Here is a 24777-nt window from a genome sequence, read left to right on the forward strand (position 1 = left end):
GAGTTTCACATGGATGCCTTGATCATTTCCAACTTCCTGCTCTGGGGCGTGGTGCTTTGCCTGGTGCTGGTCATCCTGGCCCTGTCGCGGCAGATCGGCGTGCTGTACGAACGCGTGGCGCCGATGGGCGCGCTGACGATGGACAAGGGCCCCGCCGTCGGCGAGGCCGCGCCGCGCTTCGAAATCGCCGACCTGCTGGGCCGCCGCATCGCCGTCGGCGAACGCGGACAGCACAGCCAGTTGCTGTTCTTTCTTTCCCCGACCTGCCCGGTGTGCAAGAAGCTGCTGCCCATCCTGAAGTCGGTGGCCGCGACCGAAAGCGCGTGGCTGCGCATCGTGCTGGCCAGCGACGGCGAGATGCCCGAGCACCTGGCGTTCTACAAGCAGGCCGGGCTGGAGCGCTTTCCGTACTTGCTGTCGGCCGAACTGGGCATGAAGTTCCAGATCAGCAAGCTGCCCTACGCGGTGCTGATCGACGAGACGGGAACGCTGCGCGCGAAGGGCCTGATCAATTCCCGCGAACAACTGGAAAGCCTGTTCACGGCGAAGGAACTGGGCGTGGCGTCGGTGCAGGAATTCCTGGCCGCCGGCACGCTGGAAGAAACCCGGATTTCGCGCAAGGAGAGCGGCAATGCACTGGCTGGATAAACTTGGAGAGCGCGCCACGCGCTCGGTCGCGCACGCCACGTCCCGGCGCAGCGTGCTCAACCGCATCGGCAAGGCGCTGGTGGGAACGGCCTTCCTGATGCCGGTGCTGCCGGTGGCGCGTTCCGCGCCCGCGGACGCCAAGAAGCCGCAAATGGACGACACCGCATGCGACTACTGGCGTTACTGCGCGGTGGACGGCTTTCTTTGTTCATGCTGCGGCGGCAGCATGACGTCCTGCCCGCCGGGCACGTCGCCGTCGGCGGTGTCGTGGGTGGGGACCTGCCACAATCCGCTGGACGGCAAGGACTACATCATCAGCTACAACGATTGCTGCGGCAAGGCGGCCTGCGGCAAGTGCATGTGCGCGTCCGCCGAGCGCGAACGTCCCGGCTACCAGATGTTCCTGCACAACGACGTGAACTGGTGCATGTCCAACGAGTCTTCCATTTTCCATTGCACCACCTCCGTGATCGTGGGCATGGCCAAGGCGAAACCGAAGCCATGATGCGGGGGAAGCGGCGGCCGGGGAGGGGATGGCGGTGGCGTTGCGCCGCCGCCGTCCTGCTCTGTGCGTCGCGGGCCGCCGCGGCCGAAGGGGCCGCCGGCCAACCCGGGACGGACGCCGTGCGCCTGGCCGTCCGCGCCGATTACGTGTTGCAATGCGCGGGCTGCCATCGCGTGGACGGCCGCGGCAGCAGCCGCCACGGCATCCCGGATTTCCGCAATTCCGTGGGCGCGTTCGTACGCCTGCCGGCGGGCCGCGAATACCTGATCCGCGTCCCGGGCGCCGCGCAATCGCAACTGAGCGACGCGGAACTCGCGGCCGTGCTGAACTGGGTGCTGGAGGAATTCAGTCCGGCCCAGTTGCCCTCGGATTTCCGCCCCTATGACGAACAGGAGGTCGCGGCCGCCCGGCGGCGCCGCTACGAAGACGTGGTGCCGGTGCGCCACGGGCTGGCGAAGGCGCTGTCGGCGCAGGGGTTCGGCCTGGCCGATTACTCCTATGGCAGTGACAGAAAACCCTAGCGGGGCCGCAGCTTAGGGGTAGTCACCGATACTCCCTCCCGCCGCCCGGTGCTAGAAAGAGGCAGCATTCCGGAGTCGCCATGTCCCAATCCCTTTTGCGCAGCGCGCCCAGGCATTTCCTGGATTGCGCCAGTTGGCAGGAAAGTGTCAGCGATACCTTCGTTCCCCTGGAAGTTTCCGCCGTGTTTCCCGCGCGTTTCCGCAACAGCGTGGCGGTGGACTCCCTGGGCTGGATGCAGGTCAGCGAATTGCGCAGCAGCGCGCAGCGCGTGCGCCGCAGCAAGCTGCTGGCCGACCGGTCCGTGGCGGCCGGCTACAAGGTGACGCTGCAACTGTCCGGCCGCAGCGAAATCCGCCAGGCCAGGCGCAGCGCCTTGCTGATGCCCGGCGAATGGGGCATTTACGACACCACCCGCCCGTACGAAGTCGATGTGGACGAGGGCGCGCATTTTCTGGTGATGCAGGTGCCCGGCAAGCATTTCGATGCCTGGCAGCCTTTCATGCAGAACGCCGTGGCCCGCCGCTTCAGCGCCCTCCAGGGTTGCGGGCGCATGGCCATGGACCTGCTGCGGGTGGCGTTGACCGAACACGCCCACTTGTCCGAAAGCGCGTCGCGCGACGCCGCCAATGCGGTATTGCAGATGATGGGGCTGGACATCAGCGAACGGGCCGGCGCGCTGGCCGAGCAGGACCAGGCCGACCTGCGGCAGGCGCAATTGCGCCGCGTGCAGCAGCACCTGCTGGAAAACCTGCATGATCCGGCGTTGTCGCCCGCCAGCGCGGCCGCGGCCTTCCGGGTGTCGCGGCGGTATCTGTACAACCTCTTCGCCCAAGCCGCCACCACGCCCGCGGACTTCATCCTCAGCGCCCGGCTGGAGCGCTGCCGGGACATGCTTTGCGACGCGGCGCAGTCAGCCCGGCCGATCGGCGACATCGCCTATCGTTTCGGCTTTTCGGACGCCGCGCGTTTCAGCCACGCGTTCCGCAAGCGTTTCGGCGTGTCGCCGTCCGAATACCGGCGCCAAGGGCGCTAGATCAAGGCGCTTTCCGGAGCGGGCCGCCTCGGCCGATCAGAGCTGTTCCTCGTTGATCAGGTCTTCCTTGCCGTAGAACTTCACGCCGATGTAGATGCGTTCGCGGCCCTGCGAACGGCGGTGGCGGTTGGTGTCGCGCAGCGAATAGACGCAGCCGCAGTATTCCTGTTGGTAGAAGTTCTCGCGCTTGCTGATTTCGATCATGCGGGCCGAGCCGCCGCCCTTGCGCCAGTTGTAGGTCCAGTAGACCAGTTCGTCGTAGCGCGCCGCGGCGCGTTCGCCGCAGCCGTTGATCTGGTTCATGTCCTTCCAGCGCGAGATGCCCAGGGAACTCGTGATGGTGTCGAAGCCGTGTTCGTGCGCATAGAGCGCCGTGCGCTCGAAACGCATGTCGAAGCAGACCGTGCAGCGCTCGCCGCGTTCGGGCGAGTCTTCCAGGCCCTTGACGCGGTCGAACCAGTTGTCCATGTCGTAGTCGGCGTCGATGAATTCGATGCCGTGCTGTTCGGCGAAGCGGATGTTCTCCTGCTTGCGGATCTCGTACTCTTTGACCGGATGGATGTTCGGGTTGTAGAAGTAGATCGAGTAATCGATGCCCGAGGCCGTCATGGCTTCCATGACTTCGCCGGAACAGGGCGCGCAGCACGAATGCAGCAGCACCTTGCGGCGGCCGGCGGGCAGGTCGAGTTTGGGGCGCACGAGATCGGACATGGCTTGCAGGCAGGAAAAAGCGGAAAACTCCTTATTTTACGACGAGTTGCCGCAAGCGCGGCGGGGGCCGCGCCCCGCCCGGCAAGGGCTCACCCCAGCACCGCCGCCCACAGCTCGCGCACGGCGGTGCGCTCTTCCTGCAATTGTTCGGGCGGCACGCGCGCCTTTTCCACGCCCTGCAGGCGCAATTGGTGCTGGGCGCGGCGCAGCGTGCGGTAGGCGTCGCCGGCGCGGGCGGCAAGCGCCGGCGCAATCAGGCCGGCCTCGCCCGCCAGGCGCAGCAGCGCGATGTTGCCCAGGTTGCGCACCAGTTGCGGGTGCGTGCCCGAATGGCACAGCACCAGGTATTGGGTGACGAATTCCACGTCGACCATGCCGCCCCGGTCATGCTTCAGGTCGAACATCTGGCTGGTGTTGGGGTGGCCCGCGTTGATTTTCTCGCGCATCGCCAGCACCTCGTCGCGCAACGCGGCGGCGTCGCGGGGCAGCACCAGGATGTCCTCGCGGATCCGTTCGAAGCGGGCGCCGATGCCGGCGTCCCCGGCGGCATGGCGCGCGCGGGTCAGCGCCTGGTGTTCCCAGGCCCACGCATGCTTGTGCTGGTATTGCTCGAAGGCTTCCACGGATACCGCCAGCAGGCCGGCGTCGCCGTCCGGCCGCAGGCGCAGGTCGACCTCATACAGGCGGCCCGAAGAGGTCATGGTCGAGAGCCAGGACGTCATGCGCCGGCCGAGCTTGGCATAGACCTCGGCGGCATCCTCGCGCGGATCGTCGAACAGGAATACCAGGTCCAGGTCCGAGGCGTAGCCGAGTTCCTTGCCGCCGAGTTTGCCGTAGGCGATCACGGCGAACCGGGGGACGGCGCCTTCCATCCGGTTCACCAGCGGCCAGGCGCGGCGGATGGTCTCGGCCAGCAGCAGGTCGGCCAGCGCGGACAACTGGTCGCCCAGCTTTTCCACGGTGAGTTCGCCTTCCAGGTCCTGCGCCAGCAATTGGAAGCTGGCCTGGCGCTGCACGTCGCGCATCAGGTTCATCTGCCGCTCGACGTCGGGGCTGCCGTCGGGCAGCCGGCATGCGTCCAGGTCCGCGCTCAACTGGCGCGCGATCTGGGCGAAGTCCAGCGGTTCGAACAGGGTGCGCCAGTCGATCAGGCTGTCCAGCAGCAGGGGATGCTGCGTCAGGTACTGGGCGGCCCACGGGCTGGCCGCCACCATGCGGGCGACCCGCGCCAGGGTGTCGGGGTATTCGGCCAGCAGCGCCAGGTAGGCGCTGCGCTGCGCGATTTTCTCGATCAGGTCGAACAGGCGCACGGTGGCTTCCAGCGGCGCGGGCGTCCGCAAGGCGGCGCGCAGGGCTGCGGGCAGCAGGGCGTCCATGCGCTTGCGGCTGCTGTCGGGCAGGCTGCGCACGCGATGGCTGTTCAGCAGGGTTTCGGTGCGGCGCAGCAGGTCCTGCGCGGCGTCGCCGAATGCCTGGCGGATCTGTTCGGACAGTTCGCAATTGTCGTCCAGGTCGTCGTGGCAGGGCGTCGCTTCGGCGGAGCCCGGCGCGGACGGCTGTTCCTCGGTCTCTCCCATGCCCATGATGCGGAACACGTTGCGGAAGGTCTGCGAGACGAACTCGCGGTGCGCGGCCAGCGTGCGTTCGAAATCCTCGTGGCTCATGCCCAGCGCGGCGGCGAGGCTGGCGCGCTGCGCGGGATCGCCCGGCAGCAGATGGGTTTGCGCGTCTTCGCGGTATTGCAGGGCGTGTTCGGTGCGCCGCAGGTAGCGGTAGGCTTCCTCCAGGCGCCGGGCGTCTTCCTCGGGCACCAGGCCCGCGGCGCATTCGGCATGGAGCGCCTCCAGCAGGCCGCGCTTCTGCAGGGCCGGCATGCGGCCGCCGCGGATCAACTGGGCAAGCTGCACCACGAATTCGATCTCGCGGATGCCGCCGTCGCCCAGCTTGATGTTGTTCGCGCTGTCGATGCCGCTGCGCGCATGGGCGCGCCGCTGCCAGTCCTGGCGGATGCGTTCCCGCAGGGCGCGCAGGGCGGCCAGGGCATCGAAGTCGAAATACTTGCGGTAGACGAAGGGCACGCGCAGGCTTTCCAGTTGCCGCGCCTGGGCGGCGCTGTCGCTGCCTTCGAACGCCCGCGCCGGCATCAGCCGCGCCTTGAGCCAGGCGTAGCGTTCCCACTCGCGGCCCTGGCCGATCAGATAGTGCTCGAGCGCGTCCAGGCTCCAGGCCAGGGGCCCGGAATCGCCATCGGGGCGCAGGCGCAGGTCGGTCCGGAAGACCTGCCCGTTGGCGTCCACTTCCGACAGCACGGGCATCATGCGCCGCGTCAGGCGGCCGTAGAACTCGTGGTGGCTGATGCGGCGCGGGCCGTCGGTTTCGCCCTCTTCGCCGTACAGCATGATCAGGTCGATATCGGAGGACACATTCAGTTCGCAGCCGCCGAGCTTGCCCATGCCGACGATCAGCATTTCCTGCGGCTTGCCGGTGGCGGGATCCCGGGGCACGCCATGGACGGCCGCCAGGTCGGCCGCCACGCTTCGGTAGGCCGCGGCCACCGCGGTATCGGCCAACGCGGTCATGGCGCCCACGACCTCTTCGAGCGGGGCCTGGCCCGCCAGGTCGCGCACGATGAGCACGTTGAAGACGCGTTCGCGCAATTTGCGCAGCACCATGCGGCAGGCGTCGACCGGCAGCACGTCGGGCGCGTCCGGTCCCGCCAGCTCGGATTGCCATTCGGCGATACGGGCGGGAGTGACCGGCTGAAGCACGGCCTGCTCCAGCCAGACGGCCAGATCCGGATGGGCATCCAGTCGGCGGCGCAGATGGCCGGACCAGGCGAGGGCGGGGGCAAGCGGAGTGGGTGTGGGCATGGCGAAAGGGGCGGCGGAATGGGCGCGTTTCAGGTATAAGTGGGGACGATACCGCAAGACAATTCTCCTGCCCACCGATCCGTGTCTGTTTCAAAAAAGACCCCTACGCCGAGCCCGCGATCCGGGCCCGCCGCCCCCCAAGGGGGGCGTTCGTCCTGGGGTGGCCCGACCGCGAGAAAAGCCCTCCGTTGTCTGTTCTGGGCGGCTCTGGTTATTTACGGCATCGCGGCCGCCGGGGTGCTGGGCGTGCGCTATTGGGTCCTTCCCAGGATAGACCAGTGGCGTCCCCAGATCGAGGCCTACGCCAGCCGGGCGCTGGGCTCCCGGGTCGCCATCGGCGCCATCGACGCGAACTGGCAGGGCCTGAATCCCAGGCTCGATCTTGCGTCCGTCCAGGTCTACGACGACGAGGTGGCCCCCGTGCTGACCCTGCCGTCCGTCTCCGCGGTGCTGGGCTGGCGCAGCATCCTGGCGTTGTCGCCCACGCTGGTGAGGCTGCAGGTCGAGCGGCCCGAGATCACGCTGCGGCGCGATGCCTCCAACCATCTGTGGGTGGCCGGCCAGGACATCGACCTGAATGCCGATAGCCATGGGTCGGACCTGGACCATCCCGCCTTGCGCTGGCTGGCCGCGCAACGGGAGCTGCGGGTCAGCGGCGCCACAGTCCGCTGGCAGGACGAACGGCGCCAGGCGCCCGAACTGACGCTTTCCGGGGTGGACTTCCTGGCGCGCAACGGCAGCCTGTCGCACCGCTTCGTCCTCCGGGCCGCGGCCGGCGATGCGCTGGCGCGCAACCTCGAATTGCGCGGGGAATTCAACCGCGCCCTGTTCGCGGTGAACGCGGCGAATCCCGGCAACTGGAGCGGGCAGCTCTATGCCCAAGTGGACGATGCGGAACCGCTGGCCTGGGCGCCGTGGTTCGAACTTCCCAAGGCGGCGGGCCGCATCAGCGCGCGCGCCTGGCTGCAACTGGAACGCGGCAAATTCACGGAGCTGACCGCGGACGCCGCGGTGCGCGGCGCGCGCTGGGCGGCGGGGGCGGAAGGCCCCGCCGTGAAGGCCGGCTACGTCCAGGCGCGCATCCAGGGCCTGCCCGGCGATTTCGTCCAGCTTGAAAACGTGCCGCTGGCGCGCAGTCCGGGCGCCCCGGACGTGTCGGTCAGCGCAAAGGCCGAACAACTGGCCGCGACCTTGCCGGGCGTGTTCGAAGAGCCCACGTTGACGATGCGCGACCTGGCGCTGGATGCCAGCGTCAAGGGGCCGGACGCCAAGCACTGGTACGTGGACGTCGCCCAACTGCACCTGGCCAACGACGACATCGACTTGCGGCTGCAAGGCCAGTGGCAGCGCGAAGGCAAGACGGCTGCGGGGAGCGCCGACATGCGCGGCACGATGGTCCGCGGCGCCATGCCCGCCATCCACCGCTACCTGCCGCTGGAGGTCAACGCCGACGCGCGCGAATGGCTGGCCACCGGCTTGCCGGCGGGCGAGATGCAATCCGCCTCCATCACGCTCAAGGGGGACCTGGACGATTTTCCCTATGGCGATCCCGCGGCCCAGGGCGAATTCGTCATCGCGGGCGCGTTTACCGGCGCCAAGGTCGACTACGCGCCCGCGCGCGGGCATCGCAAGGGCTGGCCGATGCTGGAGAACCTGGCCGGCAATTTCCGCATCGACAAAGTCAGTCTGGCGCTGGATAGCGCCGGCGGCGCGGTGGCCCACGTCGGGGCGGGCCAGACCGTGGCGCTAGGAGCGGTTTCCGCCACCATTCCCAACATGGAGCACGATTCCGAATTGCTGCTGGACGGGGAGACTTCCGGCGCGGTCCCGGCCTACCTGGCGCTGGCGGCGAACTCGCCCTTGGGCGAACTGCTGGACGGCGCCCTGGAAGAGGCCCGGGGAACCGGCGACTGGCGGGTCGGCCTCAAGCTGAAAGTGCCCTTGCTGAATACCGATGACACGCAGGTCCAGGGCCGCATCCGGTTCGCGGACAACAGCTTCACGTTCATGCCGGAAATGCCCTTGCTCAGCCAGATGCACGGCGACCTGGAGTTTTCGGAGAAGGGCATCGAGACCAAGGAGATCCGGGCCCAGTTCCTGGGCGGCCCCGCCAGGATCTTCGGCCGGCTGACCCAGGGGACGGATGCGCTGCGGTTCGAGGGCACGCTGGCCGGGCCTGCACTGACCCAGTTGAGCAACACGCCTTCCATGTCGCGTTTTTCGGGCAAGGCCGCCTACAAGGGCAAGGTGGGCTATCAGCGCGGCGGCGCGGTGGACATCTCGGTCGAGTCCGACCTGGTGGGGATGGCGATCGACATGCCCGCGCCGGTGGGCAAGCCGGCGCAGGCCTCGCAGCTATTCAAGGCGCAGTGGTCGCCCGCGCAGGACCGCGGCGCCCAGAACCGGCGCTGGCTCACCGCCAGCCTGGGCGATGGCGTCAACGCGCTGTTCGAGCGTTCCCCGTCCGACGGCGCGCCGTCGTACTTCGCGCGCGGGGCGCTGGGCATCGGCCGTCCGGCCAGCCTGCCGGAGCAGGGGCTGAGCCTGAACGCCAGCCTGCCGGAGCTGGACCTGGACGCCTGGGAAAAGGTGTCCGACGGATTCAGCCCCGCCGCCGGCAAGGGCGGGGCGAAAGGCAAGGCCGCCCCGCCCATGCTGCCCGAGGCCGAACGCATCAGCCTGGCGGCCGGGGTGCTGCGCACCAGCGGCTACATCCTGAACGATCTGACGCTGTACGCCACGCGGCCCGGGCCGGCGCAGTGGCGCGTGGACCTGCAATCGCGCCAGGCCGCGGGTTCGCTGGAGTGGCGCGAAGCTTCCGGCGCCATCGCCGGGCAGATCACCGCGCGCCTGAAGCACCTGTCGCTGGGAGGCGAGGGCGATACCAACAACGCGGACGAGGCGCTGTCGTCGGGCAGCGACCTGTCGGACATTCCCGCGATCGACCTGCAAGCCAAGGAATTCCGGCTTTACGGCAAGAACCTGGGCGAACTCCAGGTGCTGGGCACCAATCTGGAGCGCGGCCGCCAATGGCGGCTGGACAAGCTCTCCATCGTCAACGATGCGGCCTCCCTGAACGCAACGGGCAATTGGCGGCTGGAAGGGGCGGACCGGGGGCTGACCGTGGACGCGTCGGTGAAATACGAAGACATCGGCAAGTTCCTGGACCGCATCGGCTTCGAAAAGGTGGCCTCCGGCGGCCAGGGCACCATGCAAGGCAAGGCCACGTGGCGCAACCTGCCCTGGACCCACAAGATCGAAGACCTGTCGGGCGAGGTCGACGTCAGCCTGGACAAGGGCCGCTTCATGCACGTCAATTCCCGCACGGCCCGCCTGCTGGAATTGCTGTCCCTGCAATCGCTGCAGCGGCTGGCGCGGCTGGACGTGAACCCGACCAATCTGCTGCGCGACGGCTTTCCGTTCGACACCATCCGCGGCCGCGTGAACGTGGCGGACGGGGTGGCGTCCACGGAGGGCTACAAGATCAACGGCCCCGTCGCGGCGATCGTGCTGGCGGGCGGCGTCAACATCATCCGCGAACGCTGGGACCTGAAGGCGGTGGTGATCCCCAACCTCGACGCCAGCGGCGCGGCCATGGTGACGGCGCTGGCGGTCAATCCGCTGATCGGCCTGGGCGCGTTCGTGACGCAGTGGCTGCTGAAACAGCCGCTGGCGCGCGCGATGACCATGGAATACGCCGTGACGGGCAGTTGGGACGATCCCAAGATCGAACCGATGGACGCGTCCGGCAAGTCCGTGGCGGACAAGCAGACCAAGCGCCCCGAGGCACCGGGCCGGCTGGAAGACTTCCTAGGCAACTAGGCCGTCGGCCGAGCGCCGACCCCGCGGCAATAACTGGGGCAATAAGAACGGATGCCCCACGAGCAAACGGATGCCCCACAAGCCAGGCCGCGCGGATCCGGCTCCGCCGGTCCGCAGCGGCGCCCCCCTGGGGGGGAAGCGCGCAGCGCTTCGGGGGGATCTACTTCTTTTTCATCATGTCGAAGAATTCGGCATTCGTCTTCGTGGCGCGCATCTTGTCCAGGATGAACTCCATGGATTGGACTTCGTCCATGTCGTGGATGAACTTGCGCAGCACCCAGACCTTCTGCAGCAGGTCGGGGGCGATCAGCAGCTCTTCACGGCGGGTGCCCGACTTGTTCAGGTTGATCGACGGGTAGACGCGCTTTTCGGCCAGGCGGCGCTCGAGGTGGACTTCGGAGTTGCCCGTGCCCTTGAACTCTTCATAGATGACTTCATCCATGCGGCTGCCGGTTTCGATCAGCGCCGTGCCCAGGATGGTCAGCGAACCGCCTTCTTCCAGGTTGCGGGCCGCGCCGAAGAAGCGCTTGGGACGTTGCAGGGCGTTGGCGTCCACGCCGCCGGTCAGCACCTTGCCGGAGGCCGGCACCACGGTGTTGTAGGCGCGGGCCAGACGGGTGATCGAGTCCAGCAGGATCACGACGTCCTTCTTCATTTCGACCAGGCGCTTGGCCTTTTCGATGACCATTTCGGCGACCTGCACGTGGCGGGTGGCGGGTTCGTCGAAGGTCGACGCCACCACTTCGCCGCGCACCGTGCGCTGCATTTCGGTCACTTCTTCCGGGCGTTCGTCGACCAGCAGGACGATCATGACCGCGTCGGGGTAGTTCGTGGTGATGGCGTGCGCGATGTGCTGCATCATCACGGTCTTGCCCGACTTGGGGCTGGCGACGATCAGGCCGCGCTGGCCCATGCCGATGGGGGCGAAGACGTCGAGGATGCGGCCGGTGAGGTTTTCCTCGCTCTTGATGTCGCGTTCCAGGCGCATGGTGCGGTTCGGATGCAGCGGCGTCAGGTTCTCGAACATGATGCGATGCTTGATCGCTTCCGGCGCCACGCCGTTGACCTTGTCCACCTTCACCAGGGCGAAATAGCGCTCGCCGTCCTTGGGCGTGCGCACTTCGCCTTCGATCGAGTCGCCGGTGTGCAGGTTGAAGCGGCGGATCTGCGAAGGAGAGATATAGATGTCGTCCGTGCTGGCCAGATACGAGGTCTCGGGCGAGCGCAGGAAGCCGAAGCCGTCGGGCAGGACTTCCAGCACGCCGTCGCCGAAGATCTGCTCGCCCTGCTTGGCGCGCCGTTTCATGATGGCGAACATCAGCTCCTGCTTGCGCAGGCGGTTTGCGTTCTCGATTTCGAGGCCGGCGGCCATTTCCAGCAGCTGCGAGACGTGCAGCGCCTTCAGTTCGTTGAGGTGCATCGCGGTGATTGGTGGGGGAAAAGTAGAGGAGGGTTCTGGCGGCGCGCCACGGACGGGCTCGCGCGGTATTGAATGAGCGCCGCCACCAGGGCGGCGCCTTCGTTCACAGCACGCAGTTTACAACGCGCCGTCCAGGAATGCGGTGAGTTGCGACTTCGACAGCGCGCCAACTTTGGTGGCGGCGGCCTGGCCGTCCTTAAAGAGCATAAGGGTGGGAATGCCACGGATGCCGTACTTGGCGGCGGTGCCCTGGTTTTCGTCCACGTTCAGCTTGGCGACCGTCAGGCGGCCGGCGTACTCGGTGGCGACTTCTTCCAGGATCGGGGCAATCATCTTGCAGGGGCCACACCAGGCAGCCCAGTAGTCCACCAGCACCGGCTGGCCGGACTTCAACACATCGGCATCGAAGCTCGCGTCACTGACGTTCTTGATTTGGTCGCTCATGAGGTGATTCTCGGTTCGGCAGCAAAGGGCGCGTAAAAGGGGACGCGCCTTGCCGTTGTTCTTGTTTGTGGAATGGACTAAAGCATACCACTGTCAATAACAACAGGCATACCACTGTTAATAACAACAGGGTTTGCCGGATTTGTGTAGGATGTTGCGGCGCAGTTGTCGCGATCCGGGCCCATGCGGCCCCGATGCGCCGGCTGTGACTGTCATCATCCTACCGAATCCGGAGCTGGTCAGGTCGTGCGCATCCCACCGGGAGCCGCGCAGAACCTGGGCTTATCCGTAAAATGTCGGTTTTTTTCCACAGATGTTGGGGATAACTTGGCCACTCCACGTTACACCGAGGCGTCCATTCGCGTCCTGAAGGGGCTGGAGCCCGTGCGCCAGCGCCCGGGCATGTACACCCGAACCGAAAACCCCCTGCACGTCGTGCAGGAGGTCATTGATAACGCCGCAGACGAGGCATTGGCCGGTTACGGCAAGCAGATCCAGGTCACGCTGCACCCGGACGGCAGCGTTTCCGTCGAGGACGACGGGCGGGGCATCCCCGTCGGCCTGCACCCCGAAGAGCACGCTCCCGTCGTGGAGCTGGTGTTCACCCGCCTGCACGCGGGCGGCAAGTTCGACAAGGCGGGCGGCGGGGCGTACGCCTTCTCCGGCGGCCTGCACGGCGTCGGCGTCTCCGTCACCAACGCCCTGGCCACGCGGCTGGAAGTCGTGGTGTGGCGCGATGGCGCGGTCAACCGGCTGGTCTTCAAGGGCGGCGACGTCGCCGAACCCCTGGCGCCGTACGACCAGGGCGGCCGCAAGAAGTCCGGCACCCGCGTGCGCGTCTGGCCGGACGCCAAATACTTCGACAGCCCCAACATCCCGCTGGGCGAACTGACGCACCTCCTGCGCAGCAAGGCCGTGCTGCTGCCCGGCGTCAAGGTGTCCCTCGTCAACGAAAAGACCGGCGACACCAAGACCTGGCAGTACCAGGACGGCCTGCGCGGCTATCTGTCCGAGGCGCTGTCCGGGGCGGAGCTGATGGTGCCGTTCTTCGAGGGCCAGCAGTACGCCGGCGCCGACCACGAGAACTTCGCCGAGGGCGAGGGCGCCCAGTGGGTGGTGGCCTGGACGGAAGACGGCAACGCCGTGCGCGAATCCTACGTCAACCTGATTCCCACGCCGGCCGGCGGCACTCACGAATCGGGCCTGCGCGAAGGCCTGTTCGGCGCGGTCAAGGGCTTCGCCGAATTGCACAGCCTGCTGCCCAAGGGCGTGAAGCTGCTGCCCGAGGACGTCTTCGCGCGCGCCAGCTTCGTGCTCTCGGCCAAGGTGCTGGACCCGCAATTCCAGGGCCAGATCAAGGAACGCCTGAACAGCCGCGACGCGGTGCGCCTGGTGGGCGGCTTCTCCAAGAGCGCGCTGGACCTGTGGCTGCACAGCAACGTCGAATACGGCAAGAAGCTGGCCGAACTGGCGATCCGCCAGGCCCAGGCGCGCCAGCGTTCCGCCCAGAAGGTGGAAAAGCGCAAGAGCTCGGGCGTGGCAGTGCTGCCGGGCAAGCTGACCGACTGCGAATCCAGCGACGCGTCGCGCACCGAAGTGTTCCTGGTCGAGGGCGACTCCGCGGGCGGCTCGGCCAAGATGGGCCGCGACAAGGAATTCCAGGCCATCCTGCCGCTGCGCGGCAAGGTGCTCAACTCCTGGGAAGTGGACCGCGACCGGCTGTTCGCCAACAACGAGATCCATGACATTTCCGTCGCCATCGGGGTGGACCCGCATGGCCCCGGCGATACGCCGGACCTGTCCGGCCTGCGCTACGGCCGCATCTGCATCCTGTCCGACGCCGACGTCGACGGTTCGCACATCCAGGTGCTGCTGCTGACGCTGTTCTACAAGCACTTTCCCAAGCTGGTCGAGGCCGGGAACGTCTACGTGGCCAAGCCGCCGCTGTTCCGCCTGGACGTGCCGGCGCAGGGCAAGCGCCCGGCCCGCAAGATCTACTGCCTGGACGACGGCGAACTCGAGGCCGCGCAGGACAAGCTGCGCAAGGAAGGCGTGCGCGAAGGCGCCTGGGCCGTCAGCCGCTTCAAGGGCCTGGGCGAAATGAATCCCGAGCAGTTGTGGGAAACCACCATGAACCCGGACACGCGCCGCCTGCTGCCGGTGGGCTACGGCGACCAGACCCCCGAAGACACCACCCGCATGTTCGACATGCTGATGGGCAAGGGCGAATCGTCGCAGCGCCGCGCCTGGATCGAAGAGAAGGGCAACCTGGCGGAGCTGGATATCTGATGATGTCCGACCAGCCCGACCAAGCCCGTATGACCGTCCAGATGACGGCCGACGACTACGCGGAGTTCGCGGCCTACGTGTACAAGCGTCCCGAACTGCGCCGCCGCCGCTACCGGTCCCACCTGCGTTTCGCGATCCTGATGATCGTGGCCTTGCTGGCCTACCTGATCTGGCAGACCTGGGACGGCAAGGGGCCGGACTGGGGGCGGATACTGCCCGTGTATTTCGAGGGGCTGGCCGTGGGGCTGGGCATCCTCGCGCTGCTGGCGCTGGCCTACGAGTTCGCCTTGCCGCCGCTGGTCAGGATGAACACCCGGCGCATGCTGAAAAAGCAGCCCGACGACCTGTTCCTGGGCCAGCACCGGCTGGACTTCGGACCCGAGGGCATTTCGGACACGACCGCCACCGCCTCCGGGCGCATGGACTGGTCCGATATCCGCCGGGTTGAAGAAACCCCGCAGCACCTGTACGTCATCCTGGGCACCTTGCAGGGCGTGATCATTCCCAAGCGCGGCCAGGACGCCGCTACGTTGGAGGCGGTGCGCGCCCAGTTGCGCGCGCACGTCGCCGATACGCAGTTGGCGCCGTCCGCTTGAGGCGCTTAGACGCCGTTCCGATGAAATTGTCTATCTGAAACCATCATGACCGACAGCAATCAACCCGGCTTGTTCGACTCCACCCCGCCCGATGGCGACGGGGACGCCGCCATCACCCTGGCGCGCTATGCCGAGCAAGCCTATCTGGACTATGCCGTTTCCGTGGTGCGGGGCCGCGCCCTGCCGGACGTGGGCGACGGGCAGAAGCCCGTGCAGCGCCGCATCCTCTTCGCCATGCAGGCGATGGGCCTGTCCGCCGGCGCCAAGCCGGTGAAATCCGCGCGCGTCGTGGGCGACGTGCTGGGCAAGTATCACCCGCATGGCGACCAGGCCGCCTACGACGCCATGGTGCGCATGGCGCAGGACTTTTCGCTGCGCTATCCGCTGATCGACGGCCAGGGCAATTTCGGTTCGCGCGACGGCGACAACGCCGCCGCCATGCGGTACACGGAAGCCCGCCTGACGCCCATCGCCAAGCTGCTGCTGGACGAGCTGGACGAAGGCACCGTGGACTTCGTGCCCAACTACGACGGCAGCCAGGAAGAGCCGCAGATGCTGCCGGCGCGCCTGCCCGTGATGCTGCTGAACGGCGCGTCGGGCATCGCGGTCGGCATGGCGACCGAAATCCCGCCGCACAACCTGCGCGAAGTGGCGCAGGCCTGCGTGGCGCTCATCAAGCATCCGCAGTTGCCGGACGCCGAACTGCACGCGCTCATCCCCGGGCCGGACTTCGCCGGCGGCGGGCAGATCATCACGCCCGCCGAAGACATCGCCCAGATCTACGCGGGCGGCCGCGGTTCCCTCAAGGTGCGCGCCCGCTGGCAGTTCGAGGAAATGGCGCGCGGCCAGTGGCAACTGGTGGTCACCGAGCTGCCCCCGGGCACCTCGGGCCAGAAGGTGCTGGAGGAAATCGAGGAAATCACCAACCCCAAGGTGAAGACCGGCAAGAAGAGCCTGACGCCCGAGCAGACGCAGGCCAAGGCGGTCATGCTGAACCTGCTGGACGCGGTGCGCGACGAATCGGGCAAGGACGCCGCCGTGCGCCTGGTGTTCGAACCCAAGACCTCGCGCGTGGACCGCGACGAATTCGTCAACACGCTGCTGGCGCAGACCAGCATGGAAAGCAGTTCTTCCATCAACCTGGTGTGCATCGGCACCGACGGCCGGCCGCGCCAGAAGGGCCTGCGCGGCGTCCTGGTCGAATGGCTGGCGTTCCGCACCGACACCGTGGTGCGGCGCACGCGCTTCCGCCTGGACAAGGTCATCGACCGCATCCACGTGCTGGAAGGCCGGATGGTCGTCTACCTGAACGTGGACGAAGTGATCCAGACGATCCGCGAATCGGACGAGCCCCGCGCCGCGCTGATGGAGCGCTTCAAGCTGTCCGAGCGGCAGGCCGAGGACATCCTCGAAATGCGCCTGCGCCAATTGGCCCGCCTGGAAGGCTTCAAGATCGAGCAGGAACTGGCGGACAAGCGCAAGGACCAGGTCAGCCTGCAGGAACTGCTGGACAATCCTTCCGCGCTCAAGCGCCTCCTGATCAAGGAGATCGAGGCCGACGCCAAGCAGTACGGCGACGACCGCCGCACGCTGATCGAGACCGCCGAACGCGCCGTGCTCGAAACCAAGGTGCTGGACGAACCCGTCACCGTGGTGGTGTCGCAGAAGGGCTGGCTGCGGGCCCGCCAGGGCCACGGCCACGACGCCGCGCAATTCGGCTTCAAGCAGGGCGACGACCTGTACGGCGCGTTCGAGTGCCGCACCACCGATACCCTGATCGCCGTGGGCGACAACGGGCGCGTCTACTCCGTGCCGGTCGCCGGGCTGCCTTCGGCGCGCGGCGACGGCCAGCCGGTCACCACCATGATCGACCTGGGACCGGGCACGCGCATCGTCCACACGATCGCGGCGGCCGCCGACAGCCGCTGGCTGCTGGCCACGCGCGGCGGCTATGGCTTCGCCGCCAGGCTCTCCGATATGGTCAGCCGCCAGCGCGCGGGCAAGCAGTTCATCACGCTGGAAGAGGGCGACGAACTGCTGCGCCCGGTGCCGCTGTTCGCGGGCGCCACGCAGCTTGCGCTGCTGTCGCACAAGGGCAAGTTCCTGGTCTTCGGCCTGGACGAGGTCAAGACCCTGTCGGGCGGCGGACGCGGCACCATCCTGATGGGCCTGGATCCGTCCGACAAGCTGGACCAGACCGTGCCGATCGGCGCGGGCGGCCTGCGCGCCGCGGGTATCTACCGCAACAAGCACACCGAGGACATCCTGGCCGGCGCGGCGCTGGCGCCCTACGTCGGCAAGCGGGCCCGCAAGGGACGCGCGCTGGACGTCCGGCCCAAGCAGCCGGTGCTGTCCCCGGTGCTGGGCTAGGCTGGCGATGCGCGTCCAACCGGCCGGGGCTCCCGAGCGGCTGGCCCAGGTGGACGCGCTGCGCGGCTTCGCGCTGTTCGGCATCCTGGTGGTCAACATCGGGGTGTTCTCATCGCCGTTCTACGGCGCCGGCATGGCTGACCCGGCGTACTCCCGCCCCGTGGACCTGGCAGTGCGATGGCTGATCGCCTGGCTGTTCGAGACCAAGTTCTACCTGCTGTTCTCGTTCCTGTTCGGCTACAGCTTCACCTTGCAGATGGCGGCGGCCGAACGCGGGCAGGCCGCGTTCACGCCCCGGTTCCTGCGCCGGCTGGCGGGGCTGGCCGTGCTGGGCGGCGCGCATGCCGTGCTGTTCTACCAGGGCGACATCCTCGTCACCTATGCCTTGCTGGGCGTGGGGCTGCTGCTGTGCCGGCGGATGGCCCCGGCGCGGGCGCTGCGCGCCGCGCTGTGGCTCGTCGTCGTGGCCTCCCTGCTGTGGGCCGTCCTGGGCGCGCTGGCCTTCCTGGACCCGGCGCCGGCCGATTACGCGGCGCAATACAAGGCGGATGCGCTGTCGGCCATCGAGGCCTACCGCGGCACCATCGGCAGCACCATCGCCCAGCACGTCAAGGAACTGGCCGAGGCCGTCTGGTTCACGGTCCTCTTCGTGCAGGGGCCGTTCGTCTTCGCCATGTTCCTGGCCGGCTACGCGCTGGGCCGCCGTGAAGCGCTGGCCGACCCCTGGCGCCGCCCGCAAGCGCTGGGCCTGCTGTGCGCGCTGGGGCTGCTGCCGGGCCTGGCCGGCTCGGCGGCGTACGCCACCGCCGCGCTGCCTTCCGCGGGCGCCGCCTGGGAACTGCCCGGGCTGGCGGCCGACCTGCTGACCGCGCCGCTGCTCAGTATGTCCTATGCGGCCGCTTTCCTCCTGGCGCTGCGCACGCGTCCGGGCGCGCGGATCGGCGGCTGGCTCGCGGCGGCGGGGCGCATGGCGCTGACCAACTACCTGATGCAGTCCGTCGTCTGCGCCTTCCTTTTCACCGCCTGGGGCCTGCGGCTGTTCGCCGCGGTGCCGCCGCTGGCGGCCTTCGGCATGGCCGTGGCCATTTTCGCGGCCCAGCTTCCGCTGTCCGCATGGTGGCTGCGGCGGCATGCCTACGGCCCGGTGGAATGGTTCCTGCGCGCGCTCACCCTCGGCGCCCGGCCGGCCTGGCGGCGCGCGCGGGCGGGCTGATCAGGCCGGGTCCGTCCGCAACCGGCCGGCGGGGGCGCCGCCGTCGCGCCGGCCCTGGCGCATCCACATGCCCGCCAGCAACAACAGCGCGGGCACGTACACCCAGAAGTCGGACCAGCGTTGCGGGTTCGGCATTTTCACTTCCAGCACGTCCCAGCCCTGTTCCCAGCCGGCGCGCTGCGCGCGGCTGCCGAAGCGCAGGCCGCCGATCTGCGTCTGGTCGCCCAGGTTCATCAGCGTCAGCCCGGCTTCGGCCAGGCGCTTGCGGCCCGCTTCCGGCGTACCGGCGCCCGGCGTCTCGGCGCCCGGCGACAGCTCGGGCAGGGCGACGGCGACGGTCTTGGTCAGATCGTCGCCTTCCAGGTTGATCCCGCGCAGCACCACCGTCAGGCGGCCGTTGTCCGGCAGCGCGGCGGCGATAGCCTGCAACTCGGATGCCGGGCGGCTTTCGTGGCGCGGCGCGAAATGGTCCATGAACCAGTCCGGACGGAAGAGCATGAACGTCACCAGTAGCAGCACGCCGACTTCGAGCAGCGTGCAGCGCGTGCGGAACCATCGCATGGTGGCCGCCGCGAAGGTCAGCGAGGCGAGGGTGGCGCCGGCCACGACCAGCGCCAGCTCCCAGCCGTAGCTGACGTCGATCAGCAGCAGCATGGGGTTGAACACGAACATGAACGGCAGGATGGCCGTGCGCGCCGCGTAGGTGGCCCCCTGGATGCCGGTCTTGATCGGATCTTCGCCCGAGATCGCGGCCGCCGCGAAGGTGGCCAGGCCCACCGGCGGCGTGATGTCCGCCATGATGCCGTAATAGAACACGAACATGTGCACGGCGATCAGGGGGATGACCAGCCCGTTCTGGGCGCCCAGTTCCACCACCACCGGGGCCATCAGCGTGGCCATCAGGATGTAGTTGGCCGTCGTGGGCATGCCCAGGCCCAGGATCAGGCACACCACCGCCGTGAAGATCAGCATCAGCAGCACGTTGCCCATCGACACCAGTTCGACGAACGCCGTCATGCGCAATCCCAGGCCCGTCAGGGTGATGGCGCCGACGATCAGCCCCGCGGTGCCGCAGGCGATGGCGATGCCGATCATGTTGCGGGCGCCTTCCTCCAGGCCGCCGATGGCGTCGCGCCATCCCTGGCGCCAGGCGGGCCCCGCCGGCTGTTTGCGGAACCACGCGATCAGCGGACGCTGCGTGACCATCTGGAACAGCATCGCCATCGCCGCCCAGAACGCCGACAGGCCCGCCGACAGTTCCTCCACGCTCAGGCACCAGACCAGGATGCCGATGGGTATCAGGAAGTACAGCCCGGCGCGCACGGTGGGCCAGGGCTGCGGCCGCACCGGGTGGTTGATGTCGATGTCCTGCGGCAGGTCGGGATGGCGGGCCGCGATGCGCAGCAGCCACAGGTAGAGCGCCGCCAGGACGGCCAGCAGCACCCAGGTGGCGGCGGCGCCCGCCACCGCCTGTATGCCTGTGCCGATGTAGTAGACCGCGCCCATCACCACCAGGGTGCCGCTGATGCCCATGCCCCAACCCGCCAGCTTCTGCAGCGGCGTGCGGACGGGGCCGGAAGCCATCATGGGCTGGATGCCGAGTTTCAGGGCTTCCAGGTGGACGATGTAGAAGAGCGCGATGTACGAGATCGCGGCCGGCAGGATCGCGTGGCGGATGATGTCGGTATAGGGGATGCCGACGTATTCGATCATCAGGAAGGCGGCCGCGCCCATGACGGGCGGCATGATCTGGCCGTTGACCGACGAGGCGGTCTCGATCGCGCCCGCGCGCACGCCGCCGTAGCCGGCCTTTTTCATGAGGGGAATCGTGAAGATGCCGCCCGTCACCACGTTGGCCACCGACGACGCCGACACCAGGCCGTTGACGGCGGAGGACACCACGGCCACCTTGGCCGGGCCGCCGCGCAGATGGCCCAGCAGCGCGAACGAGACCTGCATCATGTAGTTGCCGGCGCCGCACCTGTCCAGCATGGAGCCCAGCAGCACGAAGATGAAGATGTACGACACCGACACGCCCAGCGCCACGCCGTAGACGCCCTCGGTGGTCAGCCACATGTGGGACATCAGGCGTTCCAGCGACGCGCCCCGGTGCGCCAGCACGTCGGGCAGCCAGGGGCCGGCCAGCGCGTAGGCGACGAACACCAGGCCCAGCACCGTCATGGGCAGGCCCAGCGCGCGGCGCGTCACTTCCAGCAGCAGCGCCAGCCCGATGACGGCCGTGGCCACGTCCATCGTCGTGGGCTGCCCGGGGCGGCCGGCCAGTTCGTTATAGAACAGGTACAGATAGCTGCCGCAGAAGGCCGCCATCAGCGCCAGCGCCCAGTCGTACCAGGGCATGCGGTCGCGCGCGGACCGCTTGCTGGCCGGATACGCCAGGTAGCCCAGGAACATGGCGATGCCCAGGTGCAGCGCGCGCGCCTCGGTGTCGTTGAAGATTCCCCAGTTCAGCGAGAACGGCAGCGGGGACGCGTACCAGAGCTGGAACACGGACCAGATAAGCGCGCCCGCGGCCAGCGTGGCGCCCGCGACGCCGCGGACGTTGCGGCCTCCGCGGTCGGCGTCGGCGACCAGTTGTTCGAGGTCCGGGGCCGGCGTATGCGGCTCTTTTGTCATGAAATTCCCCTACGAGTCATGGCGCGCGCCGTGGAGCGGCGCGCGTTGTGTCCTTGCGCGCGGCGGCGGCGCGCATGGGGCGGCAGCCGCCGGGACCGCGCGCGAGCCCGCCGGGCCAGTGAGCGCGGTCCCTTCCGGCCCGCCGGGCTGGCGGTCCTGCGGCCTTAGAGCAGGCCCTTTTCCTTGAAGTACTTTTCGGCGCCCGGATGCAGCGGCGCCGACAGCCCGTTCTTCACCATGTCGGCGGCCTTCAGGTTGGCGAAGGCCGGGTGCAGCTTCTTGAAGTCGTCGAAGTTGTCGAACACGGCCTTGACCACGGTGTAGACGGTGGCCTCGGGCACGTCGGCCGACGTGACAAAGGTGGCGGTGACGCCGTAGGTCTTGGTTTCGGCCGGGTTGTTCGGATACAGCCCCGCCGGAATCGAGGCGTGCGCGTAGTAGGGGTATTTTTCGACCAGCTTGTCCACCGCGGGGCCGGTCAGCGACACGAGCTTGGCGCCGCAGCTTGTGGTGGGGTCCTGGATGTTGGCCGACGGGTGGCCGACGCCATAGAAAAAGCCGTCGATCTTGCCGTCGCACAGCGCCGAGCCGTGCTCGTCGGGGCGCAGTTCCGACGCGAGCGCGAAGTCCTTCAGCGTCCAGCCCATGGTGGCCAGCAGTTCTTCCATCGAGGAGCGGGTGCCCGAGCCGGGGTTGCCGACGTTGAAGCGCTTGCCCTTCAGGTCCTCGAAGGTCTTGATGTTGGCTTCCTTGCGCGTCACCACGGTGAACGGCTCGGGATGGATCGAGAAGACCGAGCGCAGCTTGGGATAGGGGCCCGCCTGCTTGAACTGGCCTTCGCCGCTGTAGGCGTTGAAGCCGACGTCGGACTGCACGACGCCCAGGTCCAGTTCGCCCGCCTTGATGGTGTTGGCGTTGAAGACCGAGCCGCCGGTCGATTCCACCGAGCAGCGGATGCCGTGGGTGGCGCGGTCCTTGTTGACGAGACGGCAGATGGCGCCGCCGGCGGCATAGTAGACGCCGGTGACGCCGCCGGTGCCGATACTGACGAACTTCTGCTGGGCGGCGGCGGGCGCCGGCGCCGTGGACAACAATGCCGTGGCCAGGCCCGCCGCGGCGAGCGTCCAGGCATTGCGATGGCCCAAGGGGTGTTTGACGGACGTGGTCATGCCAACTCCTTTTGGGGTTTTTCCCCGTGAGATTGCCGGTCTCTGCCGGCGGTCGGCGCATCCCGCGAGCCGCGGAACGCCCTGTGCGAATCGTCACGTACCCGCGCGAGGCGGGCGAAGGCGCGGCGGATTCCCCCCGCCGCGCCGGCAGGCGCCGCCTAGGCGGGCGCCTGCGCGATGGCGGCGTCGATGGCGCCCGCCAGGCGTTCGGTCAATTGGTCCAGTTCGTCGTCCGTGATGATGAAGGGTGGAGCGAGCAGCACGTGGTCGCCCTGGCGGCCGTCGAGGGTGCCGCCCATCGGATAGACCATCAGCCCGCGCGCCATGGCCTCGCGCTTGATGCGCGCGTGCAGCGCAAGCGCGGGGTCGAAAGTCTGCTTGGTTGTCCGGTCCCGCACCAGTTCGATGCCCATGAACAGGCCCCGGCCCCGGATGTCTCCGACCCGCGGGTGGGCGCCCAGCGCGCGTTCGAGCCGTTCGCGCAGGCCGGCGCCTTGTTCGCGCACGCGCGCCAGCAGGCCGTCGCGGCGGATCACGTCCTGCACGGCGAGCGACGCCGCGCAGGCCACCGCGTGCCCCAGGTAGGTGTGGCCGTGCTGGAAGAAGCCGCTGCCCTGCTGCATGGCGTCCACGATGCGCCGCTGCGCCATCACCGCGCCGATGGGCTGGTACCCGCCGCCCAGGCCCTTGGCGATGGCGATCAGGTCGGGCGTCACGCCCTCCTGTTCCACCGCGTACAGCGTGCCGGTGCGGCCCATGCCGCACATCACTTCGTCGGCGATCAGCAGCACGCCGTGGCGGTCGCAGACTTCGCGGATGCGGCGGAAGTAGCCGGGCACCGCCGTGAGCGCGCCGGCGGTGGCGCCGACCACGGGTTCGGCCACGAACGCCATGACGCTGCCCGGGCCCAGCCGTTCGAACGTCTGCTCCAGTTCCAGGGCCAGCCGTTCGCCGTACTGCTCGGCGCTTTCGCCTTCGCGCTGGTCGCGGTAGGCATAACAGGGCGAGACGTGCTCGACCTCGATCAGCAGCGGCGCGAATTGCGCGCGGCGCCACGCATTGCCGCCCACCGCCAGCGCGCCCAGCGTGTTGCCGTGGTAGCTCTGCCGCCGCGCCACGATGTGGCGGCGCTCGGGCTGGCCGATTTCCACGAAGTACTGGCGGGCCATTTTCAGCGCCGCCTCCACGGCCTCGGACCCGCCCGACACGAAATAGGCGTGCGAAATGCCTTCCGGCGCGTCGGCGACCAGGCGGTCGGCCAGGCGCTCGGCGACTTCCGTCGTGAAGAAACTGGTGTGCGCGTAGGCCAGCGCGTCGATCTGCGCATGCATGGCGGCCTGGACGTCGGGGTGGTTGTGCCCCAGGCACGAGACGGCGGCGCCGCCCGATCCGTCGAGGTAGGCGCGGCCGGCGCTGTCATAGACCCACGCGCCCTGGCCGCGCACGGCGACAGGAGGCGTCTGGCGTAGGGAGCGATGCAGGACGTGGGTGTGGCTCATGGGCGGTTCCGCAATGCAGGCGTTGAAGACGAATCCGGGACGGCGTCAGGCGGGCCGGCGGGCCTGGCCGCCGGTCCAGTAAATGTTGTCGGTAAGCAGGCGCTGTTCCACCTCGGTCAGGCGGCTCAGCACCTCGTCTCCGCCGCGCGCGGTCAGGCGCGCGATCAGGTGTTCGGCCAGGCCCAGCAGGCCGGCGGTGGTATGGAAAAAGGACCCGGGGCCCTGGCGCGCCGGGCGGGCCTGCACGCCGTCGCGGTCCGGCGGGGCGAAGCGCAGCGTGTGGCGGGCTTCCACGGCAAGCGGCGACAGCGGGTCGTCGGTCAGGGCGATGAGCGCGACGCCGCGCTGGGCCGCCTGGCGGGCCAGCAGTACGGTGGCGGTGGGATAGGGCGCCTGCGAAATCACGATCAGCGCGTCGCCGGCGCCCAGGTTGTCGGCCTGTTCGGCGGGCGCGCCGCCCAGGCCGTCGATCAGCACGCTGTTGCGGCGGACCAGTTGGTAGGCATAGCGCATCTGGAAGGCGATGCCGAACGCGGAGCGCGTTCCCAGGAAGCCGACCTGCCGGGCTTCCAGCAGGGTCTGCACCGCGGCGTCGAAGGCGGGGGGCGGATTCAGCGCGCACACCGAGCCCATGGCCTGGATCTGGTATTCGGTCAGCACGTCGTGGCCGGGCGGGGCGGGTTCGCCCGCCGCGGCCTGTAAGGCGGCGGCGCGGTCGCGCAGCCCCGGCTTGCCGTGTCCCGCCAGCGCCTGCTGGAAAGGCAGGCGGAAATCCTCGTAGCTGGAGAATCCGACGGCCCGCGCCAGCCGCAGCATCGTGGCGGGCGCGACGCCCAGCGCCTGGGCCTGGCGCCGCATCGACCACAGCCCCACTTCCGCGGGATGCGCCGCGACCCACCTGGCCGCCCGCTGCAATTCCGGGGGCAGGCGTTCCAGTTTTTCCTGGAGGGCGAGGAGCAGGTCCGATGGCAGGGACATATCGGGCAAGGCCTTGGAAAAAACACATGATAAATCTGTGTTCAATAAGAAAAC

Annotated in this window: 17 protein-coding genes; 9 read left to right on the forward strand and 8 right to left on the reverse strand. The window is 68.4% G+C overall.

Annotation, left to right across the window (positions count from 1 at the left end):
- The first annotated feature begins 9 nt into the window (after window positions 1-9).
- The 4 genes from mauD to WHX56_RS14860 all read left to right on the forward strand — a co-directional run bounded on the left by mauD (window position 10) and on the right by WHX56_RS14860 (window position 2708).
- On the forward strand, window positions 10-648 hold the full coding sequence (gene mauD / locus WHX56_RS14845) for a methylamine dehydrogenase accessory protein MauD (RefSeq protein ID WP_129240603.1): 639 nt from the start codon (window positions 10-12) through the stop codon (window positions 646-648).
- Window positions 632-1153, forward strand: coding sequence for a methylamine dehydrogenase light chain (locus tag WHX56_RS14850; RefSeq protein ID WP_338881674.1), 522 nt, complete (start codon window positions 632-634; stop codon window positions 1151-1153). Before mauD ends, WHX56_RS14850 begins: the two co-directional genes overlap by 17 nt.
- A 119-nt stretch (window positions 1154-1272) precedes the next feature.
- Complete coding sequence (locus WHX56_RS14855; RefSeq protein ID WP_338881676.1) at window positions 1273-1674, forward strand: cytochrome c; 402 nt, start codon at window positions 1273-1275, stop codon at window positions 1672-1674.
- A gap of 80 nt (window positions 1675-1754) precedes the next feature.
- Complete coding sequence (locus WHX56_RS14860) at window positions 1755-2708, forward strand: helix-turn-helix domain-containing protein (RefSeq protein WP_129240601.1); 954 nt, start codon at window positions 1755-1757, stop codon at window positions 2706-2708.
- Between the two features lie 36 nt (window positions 2709-2744).
- On the opposite strand, the gene WHX56_RS14865 is transcribed toward WHX56_RS14860, so the two are convergent.
- Together WHX56_RS14865 and glnE are read right to left on the reverse strand one after the other, a co-directional pair.
- A complete protein-coding gene (locus WHX56_RS14865) occupies window positions 2745-3419 on the reverse strand; it encodes an epoxyqueuosine reductase QueH (RefSeq protein ID WP_129240600.1) in 675 nt (224 codons plus the stop codon).
- Window positions 3420-3508: 89 nt separating this feature from the next.
- Entirely contained in the window at window positions 3509-6289 is a 2781-nt protein-coding gene (glnE, locus tag WHX56_RS14870) for a bifunctional [glutamate--ammonia ligase]-adenylyl-L-tyrosine phosphorylase/[glutamate--ammonia-ligase] adenylyltransferase (RefSeq protein ID WP_338881678.1), read from the reverse strand.
- Between the two features lie 192 nt (window positions 6290-6481).
- Here glnE and WHX56_RS14875 point away from each other — a divergent pair, with 192 nt between their 5' ends.
- The gene (locus WHX56_RS14875; RefSeq protein WP_338881781.1) at window positions 6482-10111 is read left to right on the forward strand and encodes a YhdP family protein; all 3630 of its coding nucleotides are present in this window, start codon (window positions 6482-6484) and stop codon (window positions 10109-10111) included.
- A 160-nt stretch (window positions 10112-10271) separates the two neighbouring features.
- Here the strand turns inward: WHX56_RS14875 and rho are convergent, their stop codons facing one another.
- Complete coding sequence (rho, locus tag WHX56_RS14880) at window positions 10272-11531, reverse strand: transcription termination factor Rho (protein ID WP_006218533.1); 1260 nt, start codon at window positions 11529-11531, stop codon at window positions 10272-10274.
- Between the two features lie 117 nt (window positions 11532-11648).
- On the reverse strand, window positions 11649-11975 hold the full coding sequence (gene trxA, locus WHX56_RS14885) for a thioredoxin TrxA (RefSeq protein ID WP_129240598.1): 327 nt from the start codon (window positions 11973-11975) through the stop codon (window positions 11649-11651).
- 327 nt (window positions 11976-12302) lie between these two features.
- Here trxA and parE point away from each other — a divergent pair, with 327 nt between their 5' ends.
- Genes parE through WHX56_RS14905 form a run of 4 tightly spaced genes read left to right on the forward strand, consistent with a single transcriptional unit; the run spans window position 12303 to window position 18443 of the window.
- Window positions 12303-14264: a DNA topoisomerase IV subunit B gene (gene parE, locus WHX56_RS14890; protein ID WP_338881679.1), complete on the forward strand. Its 1962-nt coding sequence runs from the start codon at window positions 12303-12305 to the stop codon at window positions 14262-14264.
- Between the two features lie 2 nt (window positions 14265-14266).
- Window positions 14267-14860: a YcxB family protein gene (locus tag WHX56_RS14895; protein ID WP_287756257.1), complete on the forward strand. Its 594-nt coding sequence runs from the start codon at window positions 14267-14269 to the stop codon at window positions 14858-14860.
- Window positions 14861-14905: 45 nt separating this feature from the next.
- Window positions 14906-17230, forward strand: a complete 2325-nt coding sequence (parC, locus tag WHX56_RS14900) for a DNA topoisomerase IV subunit A (protein WP_129240597.1) — start codon at window positions 14906-14908, stop codon at window positions 17228-17230.
- Window positions 17231-17237: 7 nt separating this feature from the next.
- Entirely contained in the window at window positions 17238-18443 is a 1206-nt protein-coding gene (locus tag WHX56_RS14905; RefSeq protein ID WP_129240596.1) for a DUF418 domain-containing protein, read from the forward strand.
- Here the strand turns inward: WHX56_RS14905 and WHX56_RS14910 are convergent, their stop codons facing one another.
- The 4 genes from WHX56_RS14910 to WHX56_RS14925 form a co-directional block, all read right to left on the reverse strand.
- On the reverse strand, window positions 18444-21077 hold the full coding sequence (locus WHX56_RS14910) for a TRAP transporter fused permease subunit (RefSeq protein ID WP_338881680.1): 2634 nt from the start codon (window positions 21075-21077) through the stop codon (window positions 18444-18446).
- 164 nt (window positions 21078-21241) lie between these two features.
- The gene (locus WHX56_RS14915; RefSeq protein ID WP_129240594.1) at window positions 21242-22246 is read right to left on the reverse strand and encodes a TAXI family TRAP transporter solute-binding subunit; all 1005 of its coding nucleotides are present in this window, start codon (window positions 22244-22246) and stop codon (window positions 21242-21244) included.
- A gap of 158 nt (window positions 22247-22404) precedes the next feature.
- Window positions 22405-23745 (reverse strand): aspartate aminotransferase family protein, encoded by a 1341-nt coding sequence (locus WHX56_RS14920; protein WP_129240593.1) that lies wholly within the window; start codon window positions 23743-23745, stop codon window positions 22405-22407.
- A gap of 45 nt (window positions 23746-23790) precedes the next feature.
- Window positions 23791-24723: a MurR/RpiR family transcriptional regulator gene (locus WHX56_RS14925; RefSeq protein ID WP_338881681.1), complete on the reverse strand. Its 933-nt coding sequence runs from the start codon at window positions 24721-24723 to the stop codon at window positions 23791-23793.
- Between the last annotated feature and the right edge of the window lie 54 nt (window positions 24724-24777).

The sequence above is a fragment of the Achromobacter veterisilvae genome (assembly GCF_037619525.1).
Classification (GTDB): domain Bacteria; phylum Pseudomonadota; class Gammaproteobacteria; order Burkholderiales; family Burkholderiaceae_B; genus Achromobacter; species Achromobacter veterisilvae.

Excerpts from the sequence above, each read along its gene's own strand:
- parC (WP_129240597.1), top strand. The coding sequence starts at position 14,906 with ATGACCGACAGCAATCAACCCGGCTTGTTCGACTCCACCCCGCCCGAT.
- WHX56_RS14920 (WP_129240593.1), bottom strand. The coding sequence starts at position 23,745 with ATGAGCCACACCCACGTCCTGCATCGCTCCCTACGCCAGACGCCTCCT.
- WHX56_RS14895 (WP_287756257.1), top strand. The coding sequence starts at position 14,267 with ATGTCCGACCAGCCCGACCAAGCCCGTATGACCGTCCAGATGACGGCC.
- WHX56_RS14915 (WP_129240594.1), bottom strand. The coding sequence starts at position 22,246 with ATGACCACGTCCGTCAAACACCCCTTGGGCCATCGCAATGCCTGGACG.
- WHX56_RS14905 (WP_129240596.1), top strand. The coding sequence starts at position 17,238 with ATGCGCGTCCAACCGGCCGGGGCTCCCGAGCGGCTGGCCCAGGTGGAC.
- WHX56_RS14910 (WP_338881680.1), bottom strand. The coding sequence starts at position 21,077 with ATGACAAAAGAGCCGCATACGCCGGCCCCGGACCTCGAACAACTGGTC.
- WHX56_RS14860 (WP_129240601.1), top strand. The coding sequence starts at position 1,755 with ATGTCCCAATCCCTTTTGCGCAGCGCGCCCAGGCATTTCCTGGATTGC.
- WHX56_RS14865 (WP_129240600.1), bottom strand. The coding sequence starts at position 3,419 with ATGTCCGATCTCGTGCGCCCCAAACTCGACCTGCCCGCCGGCCGCCGC.
- WHX56_RS14850 (WP_338881674.1), top strand. The coding sequence starts at position 632 with ATGCACTGGCTGGATAAACTTGGAGAGCGCGCCACGCGCTCGGTCGCG.
- rho (WP_006218533.1), bottom strand. The coding sequence starts at position 11,531 with ATGCACCTCAACGAACTGAAGGCGCTGCACGTCTCGCAGCTGCTGGAA.
- trxA (WP_129240598.1), bottom strand. The coding sequence starts at position 11,975 with ATGAGCGACCAAATCAAGAACGTCAGTGACGCGAGCTTCGATGCCGAT.
- mauD (WP_129240603.1), top strand. The coding sequence starts at position 10 with ATGGATGCCTTGATCATTTCCAACTTCCTGCTCTGGGGCGTGGTGCTT.
- WHX56_RS14925 (WP_338881681.1), bottom strand. The coding sequence starts at position 24,723 with ATGTCCCTGCCATCGGACCTGCTCCTCGCCCTCCAGGAAAAACTGGAA.
- glnE (WP_338881678.1), bottom strand. The coding sequence starts at position 6,289 with ATGCCCACACCCACTCCGCTTGCCCCCGCCCTCGCCTGGTCCGGCCAT.